The sequence below is a fragment of the Cellulomonas citrea genome (assembly GCF_009829685.1).
GTDB lineage: Bacteria > Actinomycetota > Actinomycetes > Actinomycetales > Cellulomonadaceae > Cellulomonas > Cellulomonas citrea.
The window spans coordinates 1-3,133 of the sequence record NZ_VWSD01000224.1 but is presented as its reverse complement, the minus strand read 5'-3'; the positions used below and the strand labels follow the sequence as shown (position 1 = coordinate 3,133).

Below are 3,133 nucleotides of genomic sequence, written 5' to 3'. Positions count from 1 at the left end.
CGGCCGCCCGGCAGGCCGTCCCCGGGTGCACCACGACGCGGCCGGTCCGTCCGGGCCCGCTCCGCCGCCTGCGCGGCGCGCGCGATGTTGCGCTGCATCCCGCCGAACACCACGCCGTGGAACGGTGCGACCGACCACCAGTACAGCTGCCCGAGCAGGCCCTTGGGTGCGAACAGCGCACGTTGGGCGAACGTCACGCCCACCTGGTCCCAGCCCTGGTCGTCCTCGACCGCGAGCTCCAGCCAGGCCAGACCCGGCAACCGCATCTCGGCGCGCAGCCGCACCAGCCGCCCGGGCTCGACGAGCTCGACCCGCCAGAAGTCCACCGCGTCGTCGACCACGAGGTGGTCGCGGTCGCGCCGCCCGCGGCGCAGGCCCGGACCGCCGGCCAGCCGGTCGGCCAGGCCCCGCACCCGCCAGGCCAACGACCAGGAGAACCAGCCGCGGTCGCCGCCGACCCGTTCCAGCACCCGCCACAGCGCCGCCGGCGAGGCCTGCACCCGGATGCGTCGTTCGTCGCGGTAGAGCGTCCCGCCGGCCCACTGCGGGTCCGAGGGCAGCGGGTCGCTCGGCGCCCCGCGCACCGAGGCGCTGGCCCACGACGTGGACACCTCGCCGTCGTGCATCCGTGCCAGGGCCAGCTCGATCGCCCGGTCCACGCCGATGAGACCGCCCGGCGGGTCCGGCACCAGGGCGGCGATGTCGTGCTCCTTGCACACCACCTCGTGCACGAGGGAGTCCACGAGCGGGCGGGCCAGCGGGCCGGGGACGGGGGTGACGAGCGCGACCCACAGGCTGGACAGCCGCGGGCTGAGCACCGGCACGGCGACGATGAGCCGGCGGGGCAGCCCGGCCGTCGCGGCGTACCGCTGCATGAGGTCGCGGTAGGTGAGCACGTCGGGCCCGCCGATGTCGTACCCGCGGGAGGTGGTGGCCGGTGCCGAGGCCACGCCGACGAGGTAGCGCAGCACGTCGCGCACCGCGATCGGCTGGATCCGGTTGGCGACCCAGCGCGGCACCGTCATCGCCGGCAGCCGTTCGGTGAGGTACCGCATCATCTCGAACGAGGCCGAGCCGGAGCCGAGGATGACGGCGGCGCGCAGCGCGATCGTCGGCACGCCGCTGGCCAGCAGGATCTCCTCGACCTCGGTGCGCGAGGCCAGGTGCACCGACAGCTCCTCGTCGTCGGGGTGCAGCCCGCCGAGGTAGACGATGCGGCGCACCCCGGCCTCGCGGGCCGCCCGCGCCACGGTGAGTGCGGTGGTCCGGTCGGTCGCGGCGAACGAGCGGCCCGACCCCAGCGCGTGGATGAGGTAGTAGAGGACGTCCACCCCGTCGAGCGCGGCCCGCGTCCGGTCCAGGTCGGTGGTGTCCAGGTCGACCGGCTCGACCTGCGGGTACCAGGGGCGGCCGCGCAGCCGGTCCGGGCGTCGGGCCAGGGCGCGCACCCGGTAGCCCGCGGCGAGCAGCTCGGGCACCAGCCGGCCACCGACGTACCCGCTCACCCCGGTGACGGCGGCCACCGGCGCGTCGGGGCGTGGCAGCCCGTCCGGTCCGGTGCCCGGGACCAGGCCGGCCAGCGTGTGCGCCACGGGTTCGGGCGGTCGGGTGCGAGCGGATGCGGTCACGGGGGGAGTCTGCGTGCCCGGGCGCCGCGGCGCACCCGGGCGCCGGCAGACGTGGGGCCCGTGGCACGGCAGGATCGCTCCTGTGCGGATCGACCTGAACGCCGACCTCGGCGAGAGCTTCGGCGCCTGGACCCTGGGCGCCGACGGTGCGCTGCTCGACCAGGTGACGAGCGCCAACGTCGCCTGCGGGTTCCATGCCGGTGACCCGGTGGTGATGCGCGCGACCTGCGAGGGGGCGGCGGCCCGCGGGGTGGCCGTCGGTGCGCACGTGTCCTACCGGGACCTGGCCGGCTTCGGCCGCCGGTTCATCGACGTGCCGCCGGCCGTGCTGCGTGACGAGGTGGTCTACCAGGTGGCGGCCCTCGCCGGGGTGGCCCGCGTGGCGGGGACGAGGGTCGGCTACGTGAAACCGCACGGCGCCCTCTACTCGGCGATCGTCGCGCACCGCGGGCAGGCCGAGGCGGTCGTGGCCGGGGTGCGGGAGGCTGCCGACGCCCTGGGGCGCCCGCTCGCGCTGCTCGGCCTGCCCGGGTCGCTCGCGCTGGAGCTGGCCGCCCAGGTGGGGGTGATGCCGGTCGCCGAGGGGTTCGCCGACCGCGGCTACCTGCCGGACGGCACGCTGGCACCCCGCGGCACCGACGGCGCCCTGCTCACCGACCCGCAGGCCGCCGCCGAGCAGGCCGTCCGGTTGGTGCTGTCCGGTGAGGTGGTCGCGCTGGACGGCACCGTCGTGCCGATGCGGGTCGGGTCGGTCTGCGTGCACTCCGACACCCCCGGGGCGGTGCAGGTGGCCCGCGCGGTGCGTCGGGCGCTCACCTCGGCCGGGGTGCGGCTCGTGGCGGCGACCGAGCCGTGAGCCGTACGCCGGTCGTGCCCTTCGGGCCGGACGCCCTGCTCGTCGAGTTGGGTCCGGGCGGTCGAGCCGGCCGGGTGGCGGCCGGGCTGTCCCGGCCCGACGGCCCGGCACGTCCCGCGGCGGTGCGCGACGTGGTGCCCGGTGCCCGGACGCTCCTGGTGACCTGGCGCGGGGGCCCGGCCGAGCGGGCGGGTGTCGCCGCCTGGCTGCACGAGGTGCTCGATGCGGCGGGGGACGCGCACGGGGAGCCGACGGCGCTGGTCGAGCTCCCGGTCTGCTACGACGGCGCGGACCTGGACGACGTGGCCCGGCAGGTCGGCCGCTCGGTGGACGAGGTGGTCGCGCGGCACGCCGGCGCCCGCTACGAGGTGGCCTTCGGCGGGTTCGTCCCGGGGTTCGCCTACCTGGTCGGGCTGGACCCGCTGCTGCGGTTGCCCCGGCTCGCCGAGCCGCGGACCAGGGTGCCGGCCGGGTCGGTGGCCGTCGCCGACGAGTACACCGGCGTGTACCCGGCGGCCAGCCCGGGCGGCTGGCGGCTGCTGGGGCGCACCGGCACCGTGCTCGTCGACCCGGAGGCCGACCCACCGGCGCTGCTCACCCCCGGTACGGCGGTGCGGTTCGTCCCCGTGCGTGCGACGGCCCTGGCGGG

At 77.3% G+C, this 3,133-nt stretch carries 3 protein-coding genes; 2 read left to right on the top strand and 1 reads right to left on the bottom strand.

The window, feature by feature from the left end:
* Positions 1 to 1,628, bottom strand: a 1,628-nt coding sequence (locus F2B26_RS15355) for an SDR family oxidoreductase (protein WP_159810846.1), incomplete at its 3' end; no start/stop codon positions are given.
* 82 nt (positions 1,629 to 1,710) lie between these two features.
* Between F2B26_RS15355 and F2B26_RS15350 the strand changes: the two genes are divergently transcribed.
* Positions 1,711 to 2,484 carry a LamB/YcsF family protein gene (locus F2B26_RS15350; protein WP_159810844.1) on the top strand — a complete coding sequence of 258 codons (774 nt, stop codon included), beginning with the start codon at positions 1,711 to 1,713 and terminating at the stop codon, positions 2,482 to 2,484.
* Positions 2,481 to 3,133 (top strand): 5-oxoprolinase subunit B family protein (locus F2B26_RS15345; protein WP_159810842.1); only part of this gene is annotated, 653 nt, incomplete at its 3' end. The genes F2B26_RS15350 and F2B26_RS15345, both read left to right, overlap by 4 nt.